Here is a 23,896-nt window from a genome sequence, read left to right as displayed (position 1 = left end):
CGGCGAAGACTATTCATCCATTTCAGCCCGCTCACAAGGGCAGCCGGGCCGCACCGCACGGATTGTTGAGCATGGGCACGCCGGCCGATATCAGCGCGCGGCGATGAAGTGCATGAAATGCGCCACATCCGCTTCGCTCGGCTCCTGACCGGTGAAGGCGCGCAGATAGGCGGCGAGATGGCTGACCCGCGCCTCGACCGGCTCTTTGAGGTCGAGCACGTAATAGCCGATCTGCATGTAGTAGAGCACACGTGCCCGGATGAAAGCGTCTTCCTCATCATAGCCGTGCCGGCGATACATCGCGCGGATGGCGCCGAGACGGTCGTTGTCGGCCTGGTCGATGGCGACACGAACATCGTCGGAGCGCCTTGCCCATTCGCGAACGGCAAAATCGAGCCGCGGATCGAACAGGCGCTCGTCGGCCCAGCATTCGAAGACGTTCAAGACGGCCATGATGATTGTCTCGGCCGGCCGCTTTGCGCGCTCGACGATCGCCTTGGTGTTGGTGTCATGCCAATGGGCGAGCAACTGGTCGAGCAGGTCCTGGCGGCTCTGGAAGTACCAGTAGAAGCTCGAGCGCGAGACGCCGAGCTTCTGGCCGAGCGTCAGCACCCGCACGCTTTCGATGCCGTCCGCGATGAGGGTCTGCAGCGCCAGATCGATCCAGTCCTGGCGCGTCACCTTGATGTTGCCGGGTGCCGGCTCGGCCTGCGGAGCAATCATGATCATGAACCCACAAGTGCCATGACGCGGACTTCTGCGCAAGCTCTGGACATAAGTGTCTAGACACATGTGTCCAGTATATGTATCGTGGGGCATCCAACGAGAGGAGAGGCTCGTGAAGTCGCATTATCGGGCGGTCGTCATTGGAGGAGGCGTGGTCGGCGCCTCAGTGCTCTATCATCTGGCGCGCTTCGGCTGGACCGACGTGGCGCTGATCGAGCGCGCCGAGCTGACCGCCGGCTCGACCTGGCACGCCGCGGCCGGCTTCCATGCGCTGAACGCCGATCCCAACGTCGCGGCACTGCAGGATTATACGATCAAGCTCTATCGCGAGATCGAGGCCGAGTCCGGCCAGAATGCCGGCCTGCACATGACCGGCGGCGTCAACATGGCGAGCGACCCGCAGCGCTGGGAGTGGCTGAAATCGGCCTGGGCTGTGTTCCAGTCGGTCGGCATCGAGACTGCCAGGCTGGTGACGCCGGAGGAGATCAAGGCAATCTGCCCGATCGTCGATGTCAGCGGCGTGCTGGGCGGCCTCTACGATTCCAACGAGGGGCACCTCGACCCCTACGGTACGACGCACGCCTATGCCGGTGCTGCGAAAAAACGTGGCGCGGATGTCATCCTGCGCAACCGGGTGCTCGATCTGAAGGCGCGCCCCGATGGCGGCTGGGATGTGCTGACCGAGCAGGGCACGATCGTCGCCGAGCATGTCGTCAATGCCGCTGGTCTGTGGGCCAAACAGGTCGGCCGCATGGCCGGCGTCGAGCTGCCGGTGACGCCGATGGAGCATCACTACTTCGTCACCGAGGACATTCCGGAGGTGGCCGCGCTCGACAAGGAGCTCGGCCTCGCCGTCGACCTCGACGGCTTCTCCTATCTCAGGCAGGAGCGCAAAGGCGTCCTGCTCGGCGTCTATGAGCAAAACCCGAAGCACTGGAATATGGACGGCGCGCCCTGGGATTACGGCATCGAGCTGATCCCGGAAGACATCGACCGCATCAGCCCGGAGCTGACGAAAGCCTATGAGCGCTTCCCGTGCCTGGCCACGGCCGGCATTCGCAAATGGGTCAACGGCGCCTTCACCTTCACGCCCGACGGCAACCCGCTCGTCGGCCCGGTTCGCGGCCTGAAGAACTATTGGGTTGCGTGCGGCGTTATGGCCGGCTTCAGCCAGGGCGGCGGCGTCGGTAAGTCGCTGGCCGAGTGGATGGTCCATGGCGAGCCGCAAGCCGACATATTCGGCATGGACATCGCCCGCTACGGCGCTTTTGCTGCAAACCGCGAATATCTCAGGCAGACGACGCGCCAGTTCTATGCCCGCCGCTTCGTCATGACGTTCCCCAACGAGCGCCTGCCCGCTGGCCGGCCGCTGAAGCGCCCGGGCGCCTATGACGGCATGAGCGCTGCCGGCTGCGAATGGACGTCCTCCTGGGGGCTGGAAACCCCTGCTTATTTCGCGCCGATCGGCTTTCGCGAGGAGACGACACTGAAGCGCTCCAACGCTTTCGACATTGTTGGCGACGAGGCGTTGCAGGTCCGCCGCGCCGCCGGCCTCGTCGATACCTCGGCCTTCTCGCGCTATGCTGTATCGGGGCCGGGTGCGGAAGCCTGGCTCGACCGGCTGCTTGCCTGCAGGCTGCCGAAGCCGGGGCGCGCGAAACTGGCGCCGATGCTTGGGCCGGACGGTCGGCTGAAAGGCGATCTCACCGTGCTCAATTGGGGCGGCGGCGAGTACTGGCTCATGGGCTCCTACTATCTCCGGGAATTCCACATGCGCTGGTTCGAGGCGCATGCGGCGCAAGGCGTCTCAGTCGCCGACATCTCCGACACAGTCAGCGGTTTCCTCGTCACCGGGCCGAACGCGCGGGATATCGTGGCGCGGACCACGCATCAGGATGTCTCGGCAGGCGCCTTGCCCTTCATGGCTTGCGGCCGGTTCGGCATCGGCATGGTGACCGCTCGCGTGGCGCGGCTGTCGATCGCCGGCGAGCTCGGCTTCGAGATCAATTGCCCGGCAACCATGCATGCGACCTTGCGCGAGACCCTGCTCGCCGCCGGCGAGGATCTCGGCCTCGCCGAAATCGGCTACTACGCGCTCAACGCGCTGCGGCTGGAAAAGAGTTTTGGCATCTGGTCGCGCGAGTTCACGCAAGGCTATACGCCCGGACAGACCGGGCTCGACCGCTTCATCGCCTTCGACAAAAGCGGTTTCATCGGCCGCGAGGCGGCGCTGAAGGAGCGTGATGCCGGCGTCATACAACGGATCGTGACGCTGGAAGTCGACGCCGTCGATGCCGACGCCGGCGGCTTCGAGCCGGTCTGGCACAAGGGCCGGCGCGTCGGCTTCGTCACCTCGGGCGGCTACGGCTACACGGTTCGTAAAAGCGTCGCGCTGGCGTTGGTCGACGACGATTTCGCAGGCGAGGGGACCGAGCTTTCGGTGCACATTGTCGGCGTCGAGCGACCGGCGCGTGTCATTGCGGCTTCGCCCTACGACCCCGACGGCAACGCAATGCGGCAATGAGGAGTGGTGGCCATGGTCGATGATGTCATAAGGGAGACCAGGCGCGAGCGCCGGCGCGGGCACAGCGGAGAGGCCGGGAGCGGGTCGAGCCGCCATCCCAACTACCGTTCGCTCAAAAACCCGTTCCTGCCGCAGCCGGTGTTTTCGGACGATCGCGTCGCCGCCATCCACGACACGGCGCTGCGGGCGCTGGAAGAGCTCGGCATCAAGGTGCTGCTTCCCGAGGCGCGCGCGATCTACGCGAAAGCCGGTGCGCTGGTCGATGAGGACAGCCAGATGGTGCGCATCGGCCGAGACATCGTCGCGGCCGCACTGGCCTCGGCGCCAAAGTCGATCCCGGCGCTGGCCGGCGATCGCAGCCGAGACCTCACGCTCGAACTCGGCTCCATGACCTTCCTCGCCGGCGCCGGCGCGCCTAACGTCACCGATCTCGAACGCGGCCGCCGGCCGGGAACGCTCGGCGCCTTCGAGGAATTGACCAAGCTCATCCAGCATTTCGACGTACTGCACATGCTTTGCCCCTGCATCGAGCCGCAGGATGTCGATAACCGTTTACGCCACTATGCTGTCAACCGCGCGCAGTTGACGCTGTCCGACAAATTCCCCTTTGTCTTCGCTCGTGGAACGCCGCAGGTCGAGGATGGGTTTGAGATGATCCGGCTGGCGCGCGGGCTGTCAGAGGATGAATTCCGCGCTGGCGCCCATTGCTACACCATCATCAACACCAATTCGCCGCGCCAGCTCGACATTCCGATGGCGCAAGGCATCATCGACTTCGCCCGCGCCGGGCAGGTCCTGGTCATCACGCCGTTCTGTCTGGCCGGGGCCATGGCGCCGATCACGGTCGCCGGCGCGCTGACGCTGCAGCATGCCGAGGCGCTGGCCGGTCTGGCACTGGCGCAGATCGTACGTCCGGGCGCACCCGTGCTTTACGGTTCCTTCTCCTCCAATGTCGACATGAAGTCGGGCGCACCGGCATTCGGAACGCCCGAACACGTCAAGGCGACACTTGGGGCCGGCCAATTGGCGCGCTTCATCGGCCTTCCCTGGCGTTCGGGCGCCGGCAGTGCCGCCAACATTTCCGATGCGCAGGCAGCGCATGAGTCGCAGTTCGCCCTTTGGGGTTCGGTGCTTGCCGGCGCCACCGTCTGCATCCATGCGGCGGGCTGGCTGGAGGGTGGCCTGAGCGTCTCTTTCGAGAAGCTGATCACCGACATCGAGGCAGTGCAGTCGATTGCCGAGCTTTGCGCGTCAACTCCCGGCGACGACGATGCGATCGGTTTCGAGGCGATCGCCGAAGTGCAGCCAGGCGGGCATTTCTTCTCCGCCGGCCATACCATGGCGCGCTACCGTACCGCCTTCTACGAGCCGCTGGTTGCCGACTGGTCGAATTTCGGCAACTGGACGCAGTCCGGTTCGAAGTCGGCGACCGAGCGCGCCACCGGCATCTGGAAGCGGGCGTTGGCCGAGTTCCAGCCGCCGGCTTCGGCGGCTGCTACATCGGGTATTCTCGATGAATTCATAGCGCGGCGCATTGAACAGGGCGGGGCAGCGCCGGTCTCGTGAAGGGAACGCAACCGGCAATGCTGCTCTGCGGCGGCCGCCGGGATATTGACCGGGCGGTCCTGTTTTTCACGCTATATGCACGCGGCCCGGCTCACGGGCCGGCGTATCGCTCTCAGCGATCAGCGGAGCCCGCCGCTCACGCGCCGGGCTCCTTCTTTTGTCGTCACCGATCACGCATGGGCGTGCGGGTGACGGAAGTCCCAGACTGCCCAGGCCGATGCGAGAACCACCAGCACGCCGAGAACCACATGGGTCCCCATTGCGTTTGCGTTCGCCATGAAACCAAGCAGCCAGGGCGAGACGATCAGCCAGAGCCCGAGAACAAGATTCACCCACTCTTCCCACTCGGCGAATACGGAAAGCGTCGCGAAAGCCAGCGCACCGAGCACGACGCCAACAATCCAGGCGTTGTAGGCGGCAGTGGTTTCAGCGGCGAAGCCGATTATCCAGGGTGAGACGAACAGGCAAACGGCAAGGATCAGATTAATCAGATCCTGGCCACGTTTTCCTTCCATGAGTTTATTGGCCATGACAACCTCCACAGAGAAGCTTGACCAAAGCACTATGTGTCGCGTGCACCGCACGCTTAGTTGTTGATATAATTACGCTTCAAATGACCTTCAAGGACCTGCCCAGGGCGGCCGATGGCTGCGAATTCATAGCGCAGCACGCCGAACAGGGTCGAGGCAGCACCCGGTCTCTCGAGGGTCAGCGCAGGATGCTAACCCGGCAGGTCTGGCCCGCCCGGCTTGCCAGGCGGAGACTTCAGCCGACGGTCAATAGCCGCCCATGCCGCCGCCACCACCCGCGGGCGTCGCATCCTTGGCCGGAACCTCGGTGATCATGGCCTCGGCGGTGATCAGAAGCGCTGCAATCGAGCCGGCATCCTGCAGTGCGGTGCGCACCACTTTCGCCGGATCGACGATGCCCGCCTTGATCATGTCGACATAGACCTCGTTCTGGGCGTCAAAGCCCTGATTGTGATCCTTGCTGTCGGAGAGCTTGCCGACCACGATCGAGCCTTCGACACCGGAATTCTCGGCGATCTGGCGGATCGGCGCCTCGAGCGCGCGAAGCACGATCGAGATGCCCGCCGTCACATCGTCATTGGCGCCGGTCAGTCCGGCCAGCGCCGACCTGGCGCGCAGAAGCGCCACGCCGCCGCCGGGCACAATGCCTTCCTCGACCGCCGCGCGCGTCGCGTTCAGCGCGTCGTCGATGCGGTCTTTCTTTTCCTTCACTTCCGACTCGGTGACGCCGCCGACGCGGATGACGGCAACGCCGCCAGCCAGCTTGGCCAGCCGCTCCTGCAGCTTCTCCTTGTCATAGTCGGACGTCGTCTCATCGATCTGGCCCTTGATCTGTGCGATCCGCGCCTGGATGGTGGCCTTGGTTCCGGCGCCGTCGATGATCGTGGTGGCGTCCTTCTCGATCAGCACGCGCTTGGCGCGGCCGAGCATCTCGATGGTGACGTTTTCGAGCTTGATGCCGAGATCTTCGGAAATCATCTGCCCCGATGTCAGCACCGCGATGTCTTCCAGCATCGCCTTGCGGCGGTCGCCGAAGCCTGGCGCCTTGACGGCCGCGACCTTGAGGCCGCCGCGCAGCTTGTTGACGACCAGCGTGGCCAGAGCCTCGCCCTCGACGTCTTCGGAGATAATCAGCAGCGGCCTGCCGCTCTGCACCACCGCTTCGAGGATCGGCAGCATCGCCTGCAGATTGCCGAGCTTCTTCTCGTGGATGAGGACGTAAGGCTCTTCCATCTCGACACGCATCTTGTCGGCGTTGGTGACGAAATACGGCGAGAGATAGCCGCGGTCGAACTGCATGCCTTCGACGACGTCGAGTTCAGTGTCCGCGGTCTTGGCCTCTTCGACGGTGATGACGCCGTCATTGCCGACCTTGTCCATCGCCTTGGCAATCATGGCGCCGACGGTGGCGTCGCCATTGGCGGCGATGGTGCCGACCTGGGCGATCTCGGCCGACGACTTGACCTTCTTGGCCTTCGCCTTGATGTCCTTGACCACGGCGGCGACGGCCTGGTCGATGCCGCGCTTGAGATCCATCGGGTTCATGCCGGCGGCAACCAGCTTGGCGCCTTCGCGCAGGATCGAGGCGGCCAGCAACGTGGCGGTGGTGGTGCCGTCACCGGCGAGGTCGTTGGTCTTCGAAGCCACTTCGCGCACCATCTGCGCGCCCATGTTCTCGAACTTGTCGGCAAGCTCGATTTCCTTGGCCACCGTGACGCCGTCCTTGGTGATGCGCGGCGCGCCATAGGCCTTGTCGATGACGACGTTTCGGCCCTTGGGCCCAAGCGTGACCTTCACCGCATCGGTGAGGATCTCGACGCCGCGCAGCATGCGGTCGCGCGCGTCGGTGGAGAATTTGATTTCCTTGGCAGACATTTTTTCAATCCCGTTCGTGTGGTGAAACAAGCGGCTGGCCGGAGCCTGGCAAAGCCAGGCCGGTCAGGCGGCTTTCTTGGCTTTGACGCTCTTCTCGACCGCCTCGCTCTTGTCGATGACGCCCATAATGCCCTGCACAGGTGGCCACCCCGCTCTTATAGGCGCGTTGGCACTCGATAGATAGGAGTGCCGAAAATTATTCGCGGGCAACTCAAAATATTAAAAAGTATTATTTGGCATGCGAATTTCGAGATATCGCGCTCGGTTTAAATAATTCAAAAAATTGAATTTCCGCACCAAAGCGACTATTTATATGGAAAGTTTCATTTCGACGGTTTCAGGAACAAGGGAGATTTAAGCGATGGTCGACGGCAATCAGAGTATCATGGAAAAAGCTGAGGCCCGCTTCATGGACAAGCAGAAGAAGACGGCCGACCGCAACAAGGCAACCTCCGATTACATATCCGAGGCCAGAGCCAGGGAGATCAAGACCGCAAGGCTCAGGGGATTGCGCCTGGCCAAGGAAGAGGCCGACCGCGTTGAGGAAGCCCTGAACCCGACACCGAAGAAGAAGCGGGCGACAGTCAAGAAGGCCGCCGCCGCACCGAAGGGAGCCAAGTCATGAGCCTGACATTCCCCAATCCAAGCCGCAGCTATGACGAGGCCGGCAAGCGCATCCGCTTTGTCGGCCATGACGGCATGTTCCAGATCTCCTTCTCTGTCGCCGCCGATGCAATCTCGAAGGCGCCATCGGGGACTGCGACCGCGGAAGCCACCTATCTGGCCGCCTTCGATACGGCGTCCAGCTCCATCCATGACATTGCCAGCAAGGCCTATGCCCGCACCCGCAAGAGCATATATGTGCTCACCGCCGCGGATTTCGGCTAGCTCTTTCGCCACGCAATCAGGACGGCTGGGATCAGCCTGGATCAGGCTTTGCGGTCCGCTTTTGCCGCCGCTTGACGACCCGGCTGTTCAGGCGGTCGGCCATCGCTTCGGCATCGCGTATTGTCATGCCCACCAAACAGGCCCCCTCATAACACCCTTCTTGAAACTCCCTGCATGCCAAATACAAACCGGTCTGTGAAACGGCCATGCCGCCCGATTTGCAACTTGCGTCGGGCCGGTCGTCATCTGGCGAAACCGGTGCAACGCGGTTAGGTTGCGCGCGAAACTGGTGCGGCATGAGGTTTGTTCCAGAGGATGATACCGAAAGTGTGAGGCGGTTTTCGGACGACATCATGCTCTTAGGAGAGACAGGCGAACGGAGACGACGATGACGGCGCCCGGCGATTTGCTGCAAGCCTTGTTCATGAGATTGAAGAGCGACGCCTCGCTGACGGCGCTGCTCGGCGGCGCCGGGTTGCGCGAGCAGGCGGCCGACGGCGCTGCCTTCCCCTATGTCACTTATGGCCGGACCAGTGCGTTCGATCTCGACACCGGCGCCGACAATGATGCCGACCAGCTCATCACGTTGCATGTCTGGTCGAAGGCGCAAGGCGAGGCCGAGACGCGTCTGATCATGGACAGCATCCGGGCGCGCCTCGACGGCGCTGCATTCGCCACCGGCTCGCGCGAGCAGACCCGACTGTCCCTCGAGTTTGCCGAGGCGCGCTATGACGAGGACCTGGCGCTCCATCACGGGGTGCTGCGGATTCGCGCCCTCACGCAAAGCGCACCCTAGAGCGTTTCGCGGAAACGGCGAACCGCTCTATCTGTTTGTTTGACGCAATTCCCAAGGGAAAGCGCTAGGCGCTTTTGCCGGGAAACCGCTTCGCACTTTTCCTGGAATTGCTCTAAATCTGCGCCTGGATCTCGGCCTTGTCGATGACCGACCACACCTCGCGGATGCGCCCCTCTCCGAATTCGTAGAAAACATTCTCAGTGAACGTCACGCGCTTGCCGTTCACCGGCAGGCCGAACAGCATGCCCTTGGGATGACAGTCGAAATGCAGGCGTGCCGCCACGCGCGGTGGCTGGCAGACCAGCAGTTCGATATTGAAACTGAGATCGGGAATGGCCTCGAAATCGCCTTCGAGCATGCGGCGATAGCCTGACAGGCCGAGCATTTCGCCATTGTGCTGAACTTCATTGTCGACAAACATTCCGAGATAGGCCCACTCCTGGGTATTCAGGCAGGCGATGTAGCCCCGGTAGAGGTCGGCAAGGTCACTATCCGTCATGGCGCACTCCGATGGTTTGGCGTTTCCTCGGCTAATTAGGGCGCCTCTGAGAATGGTCGCGCCTTGACCTGTTCCCAATCCACCTACGATTTGAAGCCCGTTCGCAAAAATCATAGCCGCGCAGCCGGTTTTCCGGCTATGAATCCCACGCCCGGTCTGAGGGGACAGGGGTAACATGATTGCATTCATTCGTTTCGCGCGCAGGGGGAATTGCGGCGATGGATTTCCGACCGTTCAACGTTCATTTCACGTTCAGCACAGTTGCGTTACAACGCCGACCATGAAAACGCTTCGCTCTCTTTTCGGAACCGCGACACTGGCGCTTGCAGCGGCCGGAGTTTTGGCGTCGGTGCCGGCAGCCGCGGCAGATTGCTATGCGATCGGCCAGCAGGTTGCCGAGCAGTATGGCGGCACGCTGGCCAAGGCTTCGCAGTCGACCCGTGGCGGCCAGGAGGTCTGCGTTATCGTCGTGCTCGTTCCTGGCAAGGACGGTCAGCGCCCGCGCCGCTCCGAGATCGTCGTCCCGGCGAACTGATGCCATCTTCCCTCTCGCAGGGCTCGTTTCCCAGGCCGCCGGAATCGGCCTATATCTGAGTCATCAACAGGCCTGACCGATCATGCGCGTACTCGTCGTCGAAGATGACAAGGATCTGAACAGGCAACTGGCCGACGCGCTGGTCGATGCCGGCTATGTCGTCGACCGCGCCTATGACGGCGAGGAGGGCCATTTCCTCGGCGACACCGAGCCTTACGACGCCGTCGTGCTCGACATCGGCCTTCCGCAGATGGATGGTATCAGTGTCGTCGAGCGCTGGCGCCGCAACAGCCGCAAGATGCCGGTGCTGATCCTGACCGCGCGCGACCGCTGGAGCGACAAGGTGTCGGGCATCGATGCAGGCGCCGACGACTACGTCACCAAGCCGTTCCACATCGAGGAGGTGCTGGCGCGGGTGAGGGCGCTGATCCGGCGCGCCGCCGGCCATGCCTCGTCCGAGCTCACCTGCGGGCCACTGCGCCTCGACACCAAGGCCTCCAAGGCCGATGTCGACGGCCAGCCGCTGAAGCTGACCTCGCATGAATTCCGCCTGCTTGCCTATCTCATGCACCATATGGGCGAGGTGGTGTCGCGCACCGAACTGGTCGAGCATCTCTACGACCAGGATTTCGACCGCGATTCCAACACCATCGAGGTGTTTGTCGGCCGGTTGCGCAAGAAGATGGGCATCGACATGATCGAAACCGTGCGCGGCATGGGCTATCGCATGCGTGAGCCGGAGGCGTAAGGCGGAACCGCTCCCCATACCAGCACGGAAGCCTTTTTCGGCACGGCTCTGGCCGCGCTCGCTGGCTTTCCGCGTCATCGGCTTTTCCACGATCTGGGCGATCCTCACCCTGGTCGTCATCTTCACCCTGATCACCACGCTCTACCGCCAGGCCAGCGAGCGCGGCTTCGACAGCCTTTTGTCGGCGCATTTGTTCAACCTGATCGGCTCAGTCGGCGTTTCCGAATCGGGCCAGCTCACCGGCGCTCCCGACCTGGGCGACCTGCGCTTCTCGGAACCGAATTCGGGCTGGTACTGGTCGGTGGAGCCGGCGTCCGAAGGCGTGCACGGCAACCTTCATTCGTCCTCGATGACCACGACGATACCGTCGCCGACCGTCGCCGAGGTGCCTTTCAATTCCAGTTTCCAGCGCAGCTATTCCACCGACGGCATCGGTGACGAGGAACTGCAGGTGTTCGAAAGCGAGTTCGTCCTCGACGCCAAGAACCGCGCCGCGCGCTTCCGCGTCATGGGCAACAAGACGGAGCTCGAGCAGGAGATCGCCACCTTCCAGGGCCGCCTGCTGACCTATCTTAGCCTGTTCGGCGTCGGCATGATCGCCATCAATGCGATCGCCATCCTGCTCGGCCTGCAGCCCTTGCGCCGGGTCCGCAACGCGCTTGCTTTGGTGCGCGAAGGTACGGCGCAGCGGCTCGACGGCCAGTTCCCCGCCGAGATCGAGCCGTTGGCCAACGAGACCAACGCACTGATCGAAAACAACAAGCGCATCGTCGAGCGCTCGCGCACGCAGGTCGGCAACCTTGCCCATTCGCTGAAGACGCCGCTGGCGGTGCTGATTAATGAGGGGCGGGCACTGGGCGGCGTTAAGGGCCAGCTCATCGCCGACCAGGCCGCCTCGATGCAGAAGCAGGTCGATCATTATCTGCAGCGGGCCCGGGTCGCGGCGCAGCGCGACAGCGTCGTCTACCGCACCCCCGTGACGCCCCTTGTGCAGCGCATGGTGCGCGTGCTGCAGAAACTCAAGCCTGATGTCAGCCTGTCGCTTGCGCTGCCGGCGGCCGACATCGTCTTTGCCGGCGAGCGTGAGGATCTCGAGGAACTGCTCGGCAACCTCCTCGACAATGCGATGAAATGGGCAAAGAGCACTGTTGCCGTGTCCGTCAAGCCGGCCGGCGCGGCCGGGTTGTTCGAGATTGCGATTGAGGATGACGGTCCAGGCATTCCCGAGGACAAGGCCCGCGATGCGGTGAAACGCGGCCGGCGCCTCGACGAGACCAAGCCAGGCACCGGGCTCGGCCTTGCCATCGTCGCCGACCTTGTCAACGAATATGGCGGCGCGCTTGCGCTGGACCGCTCCGCAATGGGCGGGTTGAAGGCGGTAGTGCGCTTGCGCAGCCTTCCATGATGCTCTTCCCGGGAGCCAATCGACATGGCCGAACGCCTGTGTTATGGCGGCCCATCGATTGCACAAAAGCCATGAAAAACGGCCAAATTTCCGACAAATATCAATAGTATGGCCTCCAGATATCCCCGATGACGCGGCCCCCCGGCGCATCCCGTTCAAGAAAACTGGTTGTAGGCATGAAGATTCGCGTTGCGCTCGTTTCCGCACTGCTCGCTCTTTCCGGCTGCGGAACGCTGAGCAAAGGCGGCGGCCCGGATATTTCCATCACCAACCCACCCGCGTCGCCTCCTTCAGGGGCCAAAGTCGCGACGACGATCATTTCGGCCATGGCCGGCGGGCTCGTCGGTGGCTCCATCGGCAGTGGCCTCAACGAGACCGAGAAGCGCAAGGCGCTCGAGGCGGAATACAAGGCGCTCGAATACACGGCGAGCGGCCAGAAGGTGACGTGGAAGAGCGACAGTTCGGCCCATTCCGGCGAAGTCGTCGCGGCCCAGCCCTATCGCGTCGGCTCGCAGGATTGCCGCCAGTACACCCATACGGTGTTTACCGGCACGGCCGGCCAGACCGCGCGCGGCACCGCATGCCGCAACACCGACGGCAGCTGGACGCCGCTGACCTGACAGCCCGGTCCGGCGGATCGGAACCGGGCCTTGCCTTGATCGGGACTTGATGTCCCGTCAAAGCGTCGCAGCATGCCCGTGTTGGCAGGGCAGGGCACTCGTTCTATTGGAAGAACCATGCTGTTCTGGGTCATAGCCGCAATCCTCACGCTGGGCGCAAGCCTGGCGGTGCTGCTGCCGCTGACAGGCGGTGGCAAGGGCGCTTCGACCAGCAGCGAGCACGATCTCGAAGTCTATCGCGACCAGTTGGCCGAGCTCGAGCGTGACGCCGCGCGCGGCCTGATCCAGCCGGCGGAAGCCGAGGAGGCGCGTGCCGAAATCGCCCGCCGCATCCTTCGCCTGGGGGATGTTGGTCAGGCCCATGCACCCGGCATGCGGCAGCCGTCGAGGGCGGCCAGGCCGGTGGCGACGGGAGCTGTGTTGCTGGTCCCGCTGCTCAGCTGGAGCCTGTACAGCCAGCTGGGCTCGCCGGATCTGCCGTCGCAGCCGCTTGCCGAACGGCTGGCCAAGAATCCGGCCGACAGCTCAGTGGATGAGTTGGTGGCACGCGCCGAGGCTCATCTTGCGGCCAACCCGACCGACGGCCGGGGCTGGGACGTGCTGGCCCCGATCTATCTGCGCCTGCAGCGTTTTTCCGATGCCGTGACCGCCTATCGCAACGCCATCCGCCTCGACGGCGATACCGCTGCACGCGAGGCCGGGCTCGGCGAGGCGATCGCCAATGCGGCCGGCGGTATTGTCTCGGCCGATGCCCAAGCCGCTTTCGAGCAGGCGTTGAAGCTTGATCCGGCAAACCCGAAAGCGTCCTTCTACCTGGCGATGGCGCTGGCGCAGGAAGACCGTCTGGCAGAGGCAACCGCTGCCTGGCAGAAGATGCTCGGGCTCCTGCCGCCGGACTCACCCTGGCGCGGTGCCGTCCAGCAGGCGCTGGCCGAGGCTTCCAACCGCAGCGTCGCGTCAGGAGAGCCCGCGAAAGGCCCCGATGCGGCTGCCGTCGATGCTGCTTCGTCGATGGCGCCGCGGGACAGGCAGGCCATGATCGACACCATGGTCGCTGGTCTTGATGAAAAACTGCGGCAAAATCCGCGCGACACGGAAGGATGGATGCGGCTCATTCGTTCCTATGTGGTGCTGGGCAAGGCCGACCAGGCCCGCGACGCGCTGCATCGCGGTATTGCCGTTTTCGGCGCCGACAGTGACGAAGCGAAGAAATTCACCGCCTTTGCCGCCTCGCTCGGCCTGACGGCGACGGAGTAGGACATGACCCGCAAGCAGAAGCGATTGTCTGTGATTGTCGGAGGGCTGGCTTTCCTCGGCGCCGCCACCGGACTGACCTTCTATGCGCTCGGCCAGAAGGCCTCCTATTTCTACATGCCTGCCGATCTGACCACCGCCAGCCTCGAGCCGGGTCAGCGCATCAGGCTCGGCGGCCTCGTCGAAAAGGGCACGGTCGTGCGCGGGGAGGGCGCAACCGTTGCGTTCTCGGTGACCGACACGCACAAATCGGTCAAGGTCACCTACACCGGCATCCTGCCCGACCTGTTCCGCGAGGAGCAGGGCGTCATCACCGAGGGTTCTTTCGACACCGACGGCGTCTTTGTCGCCGACAGCGTGCTGGCCAAGCATGACGAACGCTACATGCCCAAGGAAGTGGCCGACGGGCTGAAGGCCAAGGGCGTCTGGCAGGAAAGCACGAACTGATAATGGTAGAGACCGGACATTTCGCGCTCGTCCTCGCCTTCGCACTGTCGCTGGTGCAGATGCTCGTGCCGCTCATCGGCGCCCGCACTGGCAACCAGCGGCTGATGGCCGTCGGCGGGCCTGTCACGGTTACCGGCTTCGCGCTGACGGCGCTGTCCTTCGCCGCACTTGCCGGCGCCTATGCAAGCTCCGATTTCTCGGTGGCGAGCGTGTGGGAAAACTCGCATTCGCTGCAGCCGCTGATCTACAAGATCACCGGAACCTGGGGCAATCACGAAGGCTCGATGCTGCTCTGGGTGCTGATCCTGACCTTCTTCGGCGCGCTCGTCGCCGTCTTCGGCTCCAATTTGCCGACAACACTGCGCGCCAATGTACTAGCCGTGCAAGGGGCGATCGGCGCCACCTTCTTCCTGTTCATCCTGGCGACGTCCAATCCGTTCATCCGGCTCAATCCGGCACCGATTGAGGGCCGCGATCTCAACCCGGTCCTGCAGGATCTCGGCCTCGCCATCCACCCGCCGCTGCTCTATCTGGGCTATGTCGGCTTCTCCATCTGCTTCTCCTTCTCGGTCGCGGCTCTGATTGAAGGCCGCATTGATGCGTCCTGGGCGCGCTGGGTGCGGCCATGGACGCTGGTCGCCTGGATGTTTTTGACCGGCGGCATCGCCATGGGCTCATACTGGGCCTATTACGAGCTCGGCTGGGGCGGCTTCTGGTTCTGGGACCCGGTCGAGAACGCCTCCTTCATGCCGTGGCTTGCGGGCACCGCGCTGCTGCATTCGGCCATCGTCATGGAAAAGCGGTCGGCGCTAAAAATCTGGACGCTGCTGCTCGCCATTTTGACCTTTTCGCTGTCGCTGCTCGGCACCTTCCTGGTGCGCTCTGGCGTGCTGACCTCGGTGCATGCCTTCGCCACCGATCCGACGCGCGGCATCTTCATCCTGTGCATATTGACGCTGTTCATCGGCGGCTCGCTGGCGCTGTTTGCGCTGCGCGCCTCAAGGCTGACCGCCGGCGGCCTGTTCCACCCGATCTCGCGCGAAGGCGCGCTGGTCCTCAACAACCTGTTCCTGACCACGGCGACCGCCACCGTGCTGGTCGGTACGCTCTATCCTCTGGCGGTCGAGGCGCTTTCGGCCGGCAAAATCTCGGTCGGCGCACCGTTCTTCAACCTGACATTCGGCCCGCTGATGCTGCCGCTGCTGGTCCTGGTTCCGTTCGGGCCGCTGCTCGCCTGGAAGCGCGGCGACCTCTATGCCGTCGCCCAGCGCCTCATGGCCGCCTTTGCTGTCGCCCTCTCGGCGATACTGGTCACCGGCCTGTTCATCGACGGCGCCTCGGTGTTCGCGGCCCTCGGCGTCGGCCTCGCCTGCTGGCTGGTCTGCGGCGCGCTCACCGACCTTGCCGTCAAATCCGGCTTTGGCAATGTGTCGCCGGCCATCATGCTGCGCCGTTTCGCCGGCCTGCCGCGTTCGGTGTTCGGCACGGCACTTGCCCATCTCGGTCTTGGGCTGACGACGCTCGGCATTGTCAGCACGCTGTGCTTCGGCACCGAAAAAATCCTGTCGATGCATGCCGGTGAGAGCGTCGAACTGTCCGGCCACACGCTTCGCTTCGAAGGGCTCTATCCCGCGCAAGGCCCGAACTATAGCGAAGATCGCGGCCGCTTTTCCGTGATCGGGGCTGATGGCGGTGTTTCGGCTGAGATCACCTCGGCCAAGCGCTTCTTTCCGGTGCGGCAGACGACGACGACAGAATCCGGCATCGAGACGATCGGGTTCAGCCAGCTCTATTTGTCGCTGGGCGACGAGGGCACCGACGGTTCGGTCGTCGTGCGCCTCTGGTGGAAGCCGCTGGTGACGCTGATCTGGGGCGGTGCTCTCGTGATGATGGCGGGCGCGGCAATGTCGCTGTTCGACCGCCGCCTGCGTGTCGGCGCGCCGTCGCGCCGCCGCAAGCAGGCTTCCGCCATGCCGTCGGCGGGCGTGCCGTGAGCACCAGGGTCTCGCTGGCTTCGTTGATCTTGTTGCTGGCACTGTTGTTTGCCGGCGCCGCCCAGGCAGTCAAGCCGGACGAGGTTCTCGCTGACCCGACGCTTGAGGCGCGGGCGCGTCTGCTGTCGGAAGGCCTGCGCTGCATGGTCTGCCAGAACCAGTCCATCGACGAATCCGACGCCGATCTTGCCCGCGACCTGCGCATCCTGGTGCGCCAGCGCCTGGTTGCCGGCGACACCGACCAGCAGGTGATGGACTATATCGTATCGCGCTACGGTGAGTTCGTGCTGCTGAAGCCGCGCTTCAACCCGCGAAACGCTTTGCTGTGGGGCACGCCGGTGATTCTGCTTCTGATCGGCGGCATTTTCATTGTGCTCACCACGCGCTCCCGCCGCTCGCTTGCGAGCAAGGCGCTGAGCGCCGAGGAACAGGCGGCGCTGGACACCATCCTGCGGCGCGACTGAAGCCCAACATTACAAAACTTTCATGAACCGGAAATGGCGCCGTAATGTGCGCCGCTCTATTCCTCTTCTCCGAGGATGCTCTGCCTGAGCCGCATCCAGTGAAAAGAGGATACAGATCCATGTCTATTGCCCCCAATTCATATTCCCGCACCCGTAAGCGCCTGTTGGCTGCCGCCGCATCGCTGGCCATTGCCGGCACCATTGGTTTCGGCGCCGTCGCCACCGGCACGGCCCCTGTCCTGGCCGACGCCGTGCGGGTCGAGGCGCCGCAGGTGCCTGGCTTTGCCGATGTCGTCGAGCGCGTTTCGCCCGCCGTGGTCAGCGTCAAGGTCAAGGCCAAGATCGAGCCTGCCGCCGATGACGGTTCCGACCAGATGCAGGATCCGGACGGCAACCCTCTGCCCGACAATCCGCAACTGCGCCAGTTCTTCAAGCAATTCCGCGGCTTCGGCGACCAGAACGGCCAATTCGGCAACCGCCGGTTCAACCACCGCGACCACAACAACGACCAGCCCCGCCCAGTGGCGCAGGGCTCCGGCTTCTTCATCTCCGATGACGGCTATCTCGTCACCAACAACCATGTCGTCGAGGAAGGCTCGGCCTTCACTGTTGTGATGAACGACGGCAAGGAACTCGATGCCAAGCTGATCGGCACCGATCCGCGCACCGATCTCGCCGTGCTCAAGGTCGATGGCGTCGGCAAGTTCACCTATGTCGATTTCGCCGACGATTCCAAGGTTCGCGTCGGCGACTGGGTGGTTGCCGTCGGCAATCCGTTCGGCCTCGGCGGCACCGTCACCGCCGGCATCGTCTCGGCCCGTGGCCGCGACATCGGCGCCGGCCCCTATGACGATTTCATCCAGATCGACGCGTCGGTCAACCGCGGCAATTCGGGTGGCCCGACCTTCAACCTCAACGGCCAGGTCGTCGGCATCAACACGGCGATCTTCTCGCCCTCGGGCGGCAGCGTCGGCATCGCCTTCGACATTCCGGCCTCGACCGCCAAGCAGGTGGTGCAGGATCTGATGAAGAGCGGTTCGGTGCAGCGTGGCTGGCTCGGCGTGGAAATCCAGCCGGTCACCTCCGATATCGCCGAATCGCTGGGCCTGAAGTCGCAGAACGGCGCCCTGGTTTCCAGCGCCCAGGATGGCGGACCCGGCAAGAAGGCCGGCATCACCGCCGGCGACGTGATCACCCAGGTCGAAGGCAAGGACGTTGCATCGCCGAAGGAGCTGGCCCGCTTGATCGGCGCCTATTCGCCCGGCAAGGCGATCGACGTCACGGTGTGGCGCGACGGCAAGAGCGAGACGATCAAGGTCGATCTCGGCACGCTGCCGTCCACCGACAAGCAGGCCTCGGCCGACCAGCAACAGCCTGCGGCACCGGCAAAGCCCGCAGCACTCGCCGATCTCGGTCTCACCGTTACCAAGTCGGAGAACGGCAAGGGCCTGGTGGTGACCGATGTCGATCCCGACAGCGATGCCGCAGACCGTGGCATCCAGCCCGGCGATGTCATCACCTCGGTCAATTCGACGGAGGTGAACGGCACCGAGGACGTCACCAGGGCGATGGCCGATGCAGCCAAGTCCGGCCGCAAGGCGGTGCTGATGCAGATCACCCGCGACGATAGCAATCGCTTCGTCGCCCTGCCGGTCGCCAAGGGATGACATCACACAGTTTCCAGTGCGGCGGTTTCAACACCCCCGAGCCGCCGCATGGGAAAGCAAGGGGCCGAACGCGTTAGTCAGTCATCGTGTTCTGCCCCCGGCGGCAGCGGGCTCCCATCGCCCGCTGCCGCTCTAACAGCAAAGTTGTGCGAACATGGCGGCCCCTCAATCTTCCAGCGAAATCGCGTATAACGGCTCTATGAAGATTCTCGTCATAGAAGACGATCGCGAGGCGGCCGACTATATGCAGAAGGCCTTCGGCGAGGCCGGGCATACCGCCCATGTCGCCGGCGACGGTGAAACCGGCTTTGCGCTGGCCGATGCGGGCGACTATGACGTCATGGTCGTCGATCGTATGATGCCGCGCCGCGACGGGCTCTCGGTCATTGCCGGGCTGCGCTCGCGCGGCAACACCACGCCGGTGCTGATCCTGTCGGCGCTGGGCGAGGTCGACGACCGCGTCACCGGCCTGCGAGCCGGCGGCGACGACTATCTGACCAAGCCTTATGCCTTTTCCGAACTGCTCGCCCGCGTCGAGGTGCTGAACCGCCGCGCCAGCGCCAGGGAAGCCGAAACCGTCTACCGGGTCGGCGATCTCGAGCTTGACCGTCTCTCTCATTCCGTGAAGCGTGCCGCGCGCGAGATCACGCTGCAGCCGCGCGAATTCCGCCTGCTCGAATATCTGATGCGCCATGCCGGCCAGGTCGTGACGCGCACCATGCTGCTCGAAAATGTCTGGGACTACCATTTCGATCCGCAGACCAACGTCATCGACGTGCATGTCTCGCGGCTGCGCGGCAAGATCGAGAAGGGTTTTGACAAACCGATCCTGCATACCGTGCGCGGTGCCGGCTATATGCTGAAGAGCGGCTAGAAACTCAATGGCCCTATCCTTGCCGGCCATCATGAGGACGACGGCGGCGCGGCTTTCGGCGCTCTATTTCCTGCTTTTCGCGCTCTGCGCCGTGCTGCTGGTGTTCTACATGACGTCGCTGTCCGCGCGCATGCTGACCGGCCAGACCCAGCAGACCATCAATGACGAGGTGCTCGGCCTGGCACGGGCCTATCAGCGCGGCGGCCTGCCGGTGCTGGTGCGCGTGGTCGAACAGCGCTCGCGCCAGCCTGGCGCCAACCTCTATCTGATCGCCGACGCCAACGGCCAGATCCTGACCGGCAACGTGCAGAGCCTGGAGCCGGGCGTGCTCGAGACCGACGGTTGGACAACCGAGCCATTCTCCTATCGCCGCTTCGGCGAAGGCGAGCTCGAGCGGCAGCGCAATCAGGCTGCCGATCCCAACGGGACGCAGCCCGGCGAGACCGAAATTCAGTCCGAAGGCGAGAAGGGCCACAACGCCATCGCCCTGGTGCTGCGGCTGCCCAACCAGATGATCATGCTTGTCGGCCGCGATCTCGGCGAACCCGAGCGCTTCCGAGCCGTCATCCGCCGCGCCCTGATGCTGGCGCTGGGCATGATGGGGCTGGGCGGGCTGCTGATCTGGTTCTTTGTCGGCCGTGCTGCGCTGAAGCGCATCGACAGCGTCTCGGAGGCGAGCCGCCGCATCATGGGCGGCGACCTGACAGGCCGGTTGCCGGTGACCGGCGCCGGCGATGAGTTCGACCGCCTGTCGGAAAACCTTAACACCATGCTGGCCAGGATCGCTACGCTGAACGAAGGCCTGAAGCAGGTCTCCGACAACATCGCCCATGATTTGAAGACGCCGCTGACCAGACTGCGCAACCGCGCCGAGGCCACACTTTCGGGCAAGCACAAGAACACCGACTACCGGCAGGCACTGGAAGGCACCATCGCCGAGTCCGACCAGCTGATAAGAACCTTCAACGCCATCCTGATGATCTCCAGGCTGGAGGCGGGCTACTCCTCGGAAAGCACCAGCAAGGTCGATCTCGCCGCCGCCGTGCGCGATGTCGTCGAGCTGTACGAGCCCGTGGCGGAGGAGGCTGGCGTCGAGCTCGAAACCTCTGTGGCCGGGGAATTCTCCGTCCATGGCAACCGCGAGCTGATCGGCCAGGCGCTGTCGAACATCGTCGACAACGCAATCAAATACTCCACCGACGCGACGGAAAAGCCTTCTGTGCACGTGGCCCTGCAGCGCGTCGGCCACGACATCCGCCTTTCTGTCGCCGACAATGGGCATGGCATCCCTGACGACGCCGACCGCGCCAGGGCGACCGAGCGCTTCGTTCGGCTGGAAAAGAGCCGCTCGCAGCCGGGTTCGGGCCTCGGCCTCAGCCTCGCCAAGGCGATCATGACGTTTCACAATGGCAGGCTCGAACTTCTGCCTGCCAATCCCGGATTGTCCGTTATCATGAGTTTCCCGGTGCGGGAGGACCATTGATGGCGGTGAGGATGGCGGCGAAACGGACCGAGACGGACTGGCACCTGCAGCTGGCGGCGCAACTGGCGCCGCTGGACGGGAGCCGCGCCCGGCGTGAACTGTCGGAGATCGCCGGCGACGCCGAGGACGAAGGCCTGCCACGGCTGGCGAAGTTTTTGGGCGGCAAGGGCGCCGCCCAGGATTTTCTCGCTGCCGTCTTCGACCTCTCGCCCTTCCTGCGCGATATCGCGCGCCGCCGGCTGCAAATCCTCGACGCGCTGTTCGATCACGGTGTCGAGGCCAGGTTGCTCAGCATTGCCGAAGCGATCGGCAAGGCCGCCTTTACCGAGACTGTTTCGGAATCGAGCCTGATGATGGAGCTCAGGCATTGGAAGGGGGAAGCTCACTTCCTGATTGCGCTCGCCGATCTCGCCGGCGAGGCGGAGACCGCGCTGACGGTCAGGCGTCTCAGCGATCTCGCCGACGCATGCACCCGCGCTGCCGTCGATTTCCTGCTGCGCGAGGCGCACAGCCAGGGCAAGCTCAAATTGCCCGATCCCGACAATCCGTCGTGGTGGTCCGGCTGGATCTTGCTCGGCATGGGCAAGCTCGGCGCGCATGAACTGAATTTTTCCTCCGACATCGACCTCGTCGTCTTCTTCGATCCAGAAGCGAAGGCGATCGTCGATCCGCTCGATGCCACCGAGCTGTTTGCGCGGCTGACCCGCAGGTTGGTCCGCATCCTGCACGACCGCACCGAGCACGGCTATGTCTTCCGCACCGACCTCAGGCTCCGCCCCGATCCCGGCTCGACGCCGCTGGCGATCCCGGTCGAGGCGGCGCTGCGCTACTATGAGGCGCGCGGCCAGAACTGGGAACGTGCCGCCATGATCAAGGCGCGCCCCGTGGGCGGCGACCTCGCCGCCGGCGAGGCCTTCCTGCGGGAGCTGCAGCCCTATGTCTGGCGCAAATACATGGACTACGCGGCGATCGCCGATGTCCATTCGATCAAGCGCCAGATCCATGCCCACAAGGGCCATGGCGAGATCGCGGTGAAGGGGCACAACGTCAAGCTCGGCCGCGGTGGCATTCGCGAGATCGAGTTCTTCGTCCAGACCCAGCAGCTGATTGCCGGCGGCCGTTTTCCCGAGCTGCGCGGCCGCGAGACCGTGCCGATGCTGGGCGCGCTGGCCGCGCGCAACTGGATCACCGCCGATGCCCGCGACACACTCACCCGCCAATACTGGTTCCTGCGCCGCGTCGAACATGCCATCCAGATGGTCGCCGACGAGCAGACGCATATCCTGCCGGACGATGATGAGGGACTGGAACGCATCGCCCACATGCTGGGCTTTGCCGATGCCGCCAAATTTTCCGAAACTTTTCGCGCGGCTTTGCATGAAGTTGAGCGCCACTACGCTGCGCTGTTCGAAACCGCGCCGGAACTGTCGGCCGGCATCGGCAATCTGGTCTTTACCGGCGATGTCGACGACCCCGACACGCTGCAGACCTTGCACGGCCTCGGCTTCAAGCGGCCGAGCGATATCTGCCGCGTCATCCGCGGCTGGCATTTCGGCCGCTACCGCGTCACCCAGTCGGCCGAGGCGCGCGAGCGGCTGACCGAACTGACACCGGCGCTGCTCAAAGCCTTCGGCCAGACGCGCCGCGCTGATGAGGCGCTTGTTCGCTTCGACGAATTCCTCGCCGGTCTGCCAGCCGGCATTCAGCTGTTTTCGCTGCTACAATCGAACCCCGCTCTGCTGAAGCTGATGGCGACCATCATGGGCGCCGCGCCCCGGCTGGCTGCGATCATCACCAGGCGCCCACATGTCTTCGACGGTCTGCTCGATCCGGCGTTGCTGACCGAACTGCCCAATCGCGCCTATCTATCGGCGCGACTGGCGGCTTTCATCGAAGGTGACAGCGCTTACGAGGATGTGCTCGACCGCTTGCGCATCTTTGCCTCCGAGCAGAAGTTCCTGATCGGTGTGCGCCTGCTCGCAGGCTCGATCAGCCCGAGCCGTGCCGGCCGTGCCTTTTCCGACCTCGCCGACCTCACCATCGACGCCGCACTGCAAGCGGTGACGGCCGAATTCGCGCTGCGCCACGGCCGCATCGCCGGCGGCACGGTTTCGCTGCTCGGCATGGGCAAGCTCGGCAGCCGCGAATTGACGGCCGGCTCCGATGTCGACCTCATCCTGCTCTACGATCACGACGCCGATGCTGAAGAATCCGACGGCGACAAGCCGCTGGCGCCGTCGCATTACTACGCCAGGATGACGCAGCGCTTGATCGCAGCTGTCTCGGCGCCGACCGCCGAGGGCGTGCTGTACGAACTCGACCTGCGCTTGCGGCCGTCCGGCAACAAGGGGCCGGTGGCAACCCATGTCGACGCCTTCAAGAAGTACCAGCGCCAGGAGGCCTGGACCTGGGAGCACATGGCGCTGGCCCGCGCACGCGTCATTGGCGGCGACGCGGCGCTCTGCGCCGAGGTCGAGGCCGAGGTGGCCGCACTGCTGGCCCTGCCGCGCGACATCGCCAAGGTGAAGGCCGAGGCACTAGAGATGCGCGCTCTGATCGAGAAGGAAAAGTCGCCGCGCGATCTCTGGGACATCAAGCTGATCTCCGGCGGCCTCGTCGACCTCGAATTCATCGCGCAGGTGGCCGTCATCACCGGCCAGGTCGAAGCCGGCCGCGGGGTGACCGCGACCGGCGAAATCCTCTCGCATCTGGCCCCGGATTTCACGGACACTGATGTCAGGCAAGAGCTTTGCGAAGCCTACCAGCTCTATCTGGCGCTGACCCAGATGACGCGGCTTTGCCTCACCGGTGCCTTCGAACGCGACGACGTTCCGCCGGGATTGTCGGATCTGCTTCTGGCGGTGACTGGCCTGCCGGATTTCGGTGTGCTGGAAGCACATCTCAAGGAGACGTCGCAAAAGGTCAGAAAGGATTTCGACCTTCTGCTTCGTACGGAGCGGTCGTGAGGGCGTGAAGCGCTGACGGCTGTTTCGGATCGCAT

Annotated in this window: 22 protein-coding genes; 17 read left to right on the top strand and 5 right to left on the bottom strand. The window is 64.1% G+C overall.

What is annotated here, in order from left to right; all coding sequences use genetic code 11:
* Positions 1-90 precede the first annotated feature (90 nt).
* Complete coding sequence (locus ACWGTI_RS07630; protein ID WP_454586538.1) at positions 91-729, bottom strand: TetR/AcrR family transcriptional regulator; 639 nt, start codon at positions 727-729, stop codon at positions 91-93.
* Positions 730-838: 109 nt separating this feature from the next.
* Here ACWGTI_RS07630 and ACWGTI_RS07625 point away from each other — a divergent pair, with 109 nt between their 5' ends.
* On the top strand, positions 839-3,250 hold the full coding sequence (locus ACWGTI_RS07625; protein WP_454586537.1) for a GcvT family protein: 2,412 nt from the start codon (positions 839-841) through the stop codon (positions 3,248-3,250).
* 12 nt (positions 3,251-3,262) lie between these two features.
* A complete protein-coding gene (locus ACWGTI_RS07620) occupies positions 3,263-4,816 on the top strand; it encodes a trimethylamine methyltransferase family protein (RefSeq protein WP_454586536.1) in 1,554 nt (517 codons plus the stop codon).
* Positions 4,817-4,986: 170 nt separating this feature from the next.
* Here the strand turns inward: ACWGTI_RS07620 and ACWGTI_RS07615 are convergent, their stop codons facing one another.
* Positions 4,987-5,346: an SPW repeat protein gene (locus tag ACWGTI_RS07615; protein ID WP_454573914.1), complete on the bottom strand. Its 360-nt coding sequence runs from the start codon at positions 5,344-5,346 to the stop codon at positions 4,987-4,989.
* A 246-nt stretch (positions 5,347-5,592) separates the two neighbouring features.
* Positions 5,593-7,221 carry a chaperonin GroEL gene (gene groL, locus ACWGTI_RS07610; RefSeq protein WP_454586535.1) on the bottom strand — a complete coding sequence of 543 codons (1,629 nt, stop codon included), beginning with the start codon at positions 7,219-7,221 and terminating at the stop codon, positions 5,593-5,595.
* Positions 7,222-7,582: 361 nt separating this feature from the next.
* Between groL and ACWGTI_RS07605 the strand changes: the two genes are divergently transcribed.
* On the top strand, positions 7,583-7,846 hold the full coding sequence (locus ACWGTI_RS07605; protein WP_454586534.1) for a hypothetical protein: 264 nt from the start codon (positions 7,583-7,585) through the stop codon (positions 7,844-7,846).
* Positions 7,843-8,109, top strand: a complete 267-nt coding sequence (locus ACWGTI_RS07600; protein ID WP_454586533.1) for a DUF1488 domain-containing protein — start codon at positions 7,843-7,845, stop codon at positions 8,107-8,109. The genes ACWGTI_RS07605 and ACWGTI_RS07600 overlap by 4 nt, the downstream gene beginning before the upstream one ends.
* A gap of 31 nt (positions 8,110-8,140) precedes the next feature.
* Here the strand turns inward: ACWGTI_RS07600 and ACWGTI_RS07595 are convergent, their stop codons facing one another.
* Positions 8,141-8,407, bottom strand: a complete 267-nt coding sequence (locus ACWGTI_RS07595) for a hypothetical protein (RefSeq protein WP_454586532.1) — start codon at positions 8,405-8,407, stop codon at positions 8,141-8,143.
* Positions 8,408-8,497: 90 nt separating this feature from the next.
* On the opposite strand from ACWGTI_RS07595, the gene ACWGTI_RS07590 reads away from it, so the two are divergent.
* The gene (locus tag ACWGTI_RS07590; protein WP_454573919.1) at positions 8,498-8,905 is read left to right on the top strand and encodes a DUF3168 domain-containing protein; all 408 of its coding nucleotides are present in this window, start codon (positions 8,498-8,500) and stop codon (positions 8,903-8,905) included.
* 112 nt (positions 8,906-9,017) lie between these two features.
* Here ACWGTI_RS07590 and ACWGTI_RS07585 read toward each other — a convergent pair whose 3' ends face one another.
* Positions 9,018-9,404: an ester cyclase gene (locus ACWGTI_RS07585; RefSeq protein WP_454586531.1), complete on the bottom strand. Its 387-nt coding sequence runs from the start codon at positions 9,402-9,404 to the stop codon at positions 9,018-9,020.
* 280 nt (positions 9,405-9,684) lie between these two features.
* Here ACWGTI_RS07585 and ACWGTI_RS07580 point away from each other — a divergent pair, with 280 nt between their 5' ends.
* From ACWGTI_RS07580 to ACWGTI_RS07525, 12 genes are all read left to right on the top strand, one after another.
* Positions 9,685-9,939, top strand: a complete 255-nt coding sequence (locus ACWGTI_RS07580; RefSeq protein ID WP_454573921.1) for a hypothetical protein — start codon at positions 9,685-9,687, stop codon at positions 9,937-9,939.
* An 82-nt stretch (positions 9,940-10,021) separates the two neighbouring features.
* On the top strand, positions 10,022-10,687 hold the full coding sequence (locus ACWGTI_RS07575; protein WP_454573922.1) for a response regulator transcription factor: 666 nt from the start codon (positions 10,022-10,024) through the stop codon (positions 10,685-10,687).
* On the top strand, positions 10,671-12,092 hold the full coding sequence (locus ACWGTI_RS07570; protein ID WP_454586530.1) for an ATP-binding protein: 1,422 nt from the start codon (positions 10,671-10,673) through the stop codon (positions 12,090-12,092). The genes ACWGTI_RS07575 and ACWGTI_RS07570 overlap by 17 nt, the downstream gene beginning before the upstream one ends.
* Before the next feature lie 176 nt (positions 12,093-12,268).
* Positions 12,269-12,712, top strand: coding sequence for a hypothetical protein (locus ACWGTI_RS07565; protein ID WP_454573924.1), 444 nt, complete (start codon positions 12,269-12,271; stop codon positions 12,710-12,712).
* A 117-nt stretch (positions 12,713-12,829) separates the two neighbouring features.
* Complete coding sequence (ccmI, locus tag ACWGTI_RS07560) at positions 12,830-13,969, top strand: c-type cytochrome biogenesis protein CcmI (RefSeq protein WP_454586529.1); 1,140 nt, start codon at positions 12,830-12,832, stop codon at positions 13,967-13,969.
* Between the two features lie 3 nt (positions 13,970-13,972).
* Complete coding sequence (gene ccmE, locus ACWGTI_RS07555; protein ID WP_454586528.1) at positions 13,973-14,413, top strand: cytochrome c maturation protein CcmE; 441 nt, start codon at positions 13,973-13,975, stop codon at positions 14,411-14,413.
* A 2-nt stretch (positions 14,414-14,415) separates the two neighbouring features.
* Complete coding sequence (locus tag ACWGTI_RS07550; RefSeq protein ID WP_454586527.1) at positions 14,416-16,407, top strand: heme lyase CcmF/NrfE family subunit; 1,992 nt, start codon at positions 14,416-14,418, stop codon at positions 16,405-16,407.
* Complete coding sequence (locus ACWGTI_RS07545; RefSeq protein ID WP_454586526.1) at positions 16,404-16,871, top strand: cytochrome c-type biogenesis protein; 468 nt, start codon at positions 16,404-16,406, stop codon at positions 16,869-16,871. The genes ACWGTI_RS07550 and ACWGTI_RS07545 overlap by 4 nt, the downstream gene beginning before the upstream one ends.
* Positions 16,872-16,990: 119 nt before the next feature.
* A complete protein-coding gene (locus tag ACWGTI_RS07540; RefSeq protein ID WP_454586525.1) occupies positions 16,991-18,538 on the top strand; it encodes a Do family serine endopeptidase in 1,548 nt (515 codons plus the stop codon).
* Between the two features lie 199 nt (positions 18,539-18,737).
* Positions 18,738-19,412 (top strand): response regulator transcription factor, encoded by a 675-nt coding sequence (locus ACWGTI_RS07535; RefSeq protein WP_454586524.1) that lies wholly within the window; start codon positions 18,738-18,740, stop codon positions 19,410-19,412.
* Positions 19,413-19,419: 7 nt separating this feature from the next.
* The gene (locus ACWGTI_RS07530; protein WP_454586523.1) at positions 19,420-20,895 is read left to right on the top strand and encodes an ATP-binding protein; all 1,476 of its coding nucleotides are present in this window, start codon (positions 19,420-19,422) and stop codon (positions 20,893-20,895) included.
* Positions 20,895-23,861, top strand: coding sequence for a bifunctional [glutamine synthetase] adenylyltransferase/[glutamine synthetase]-adenylyl-L-tyrosine phosphorylase (locus ACWGTI_RS07525; protein WP_454586522.1), 2,967 nt, complete (start codon positions 20,895-20,897; stop codon positions 23,859-23,861). Before ACWGTI_RS07530 ends, ACWGTI_RS07525 begins: the two co-directional genes overlap by 1 nt.
* Positions 23,862-23,896 lie beyond the last annotated feature (35 nt).

The organism is Mesorhizobium sp. ArgA1 (assembly GCF_053714375.1).
This window is presented reverse-complemented; position numbering and strand designations above follow the sequence as displayed.